The organism is Bradyrhizobium sp. 139 (assembly GCF_023074175.1).
Taxonomy (GTDB): Bacteria; Pseudomonadota; Alphaproteobacteria; order Rhizobiales; family Xanthobacteraceae; genus Bradyrhizobium.
The window spans coordinates 1-974 of the sequence record NZ_JADPKS010000125.1 but is presented as its reverse complement, the minus strand read 5'-3'; the positions used below and the strand labels follow the sequence as shown (position 1 = coordinate 974).

General features: G+C 65.3%; 1 protein-coding gene. It reads right to left on the bottom strand.

All coding sequences use genetic code 11. From position 1 onward, the window contains the following. The coding region (locus tag IVA80_RS28425; protein ID WP_247437846.1) for a UDP-glucose/GDP-mannose dehydrogenase family protein at positions 1 to 974 on the bottom strand (974 nt) is incomplete at both ends.

Sequence of the window (974 nt, the reverse complement as noted above, 5' to 3'; positions counted from 1 at the left end):
ACGAGCGGGATCGACGGCGCATCGCGCATGTCGTCGGTGTCGGGCTTGAAGGTGAGGCCGAGCACGGCGATGGTCTTGCCGCGCAGCGAGCCGCCGAGCGCCTGGCTGACCTTGCGCGCCATCGCGCGCTTGCGGTTCTCGTTGACGGCCAGCACGGATTCGACGATGCGCAAGGATACGTCATAGTCCTGCGCAATCTTGATCAGCGCCTTGGTGTCCTTCGGGAAGCAGGAGCCGCCGAAGCCCGGACCGGCATGCAGGAACTTGGTGCCGATGCGGTTGTCGAGGCCAATACCGCGCGCGACCTCCTGGACGTTGGCGCCGACTTTTTCGGAGAGGTCCGCGATCTCGTTGATGAAGGTGATCTTGGTCGCGAGGAACGCGTTGGCGGCGTATTTGATCATCTCGGCGGTGCGGCGTTCCGTGAACATCAGCGGCGCCTGGTTCAGCGACAGCGGGCGATAGACGTCGCCCATCACCTTGCGGCCGCGTTCGTCGGAGGTGCCGACGACGACGCGATCGGGGTACTTGAAATCGCGGATCGCGGCACCCTCGCGCAGGAATTCGGGGTTGGAGGCGACGACGACGTCGGCTAACGGATTGGTCTCGCGGATGATGCGCTCGACCTCGTCGCCGGTGCCGACCGGAACGGTCGATTTGGTCACGACGACGGTGAAGCCGGACAGCGACTGCGCGATCTCGCGCGCGGCGGCGTAGACATAGGACAGATCGGCGTGGCCGTCGCCGCGGCGCGAGGGCGTGCCGACCGCGATGAAGACGGCATCGGCATCCGTCACCGGCTTCGACAGGTCGGTGGTGAAGTCGAGCCGCTTGGCCTTGACATTGGTCGCGACCAGCTCATCGAGGCCGGGCTCGTAGATCGGGATCTCGCCGCGATGAAGGCTGGCGATCTTCTTCTCGTCCTTGTCGACGCAGGTGACGTCGTGACCGAAATCCGCAAAGCAGGCTCCGGA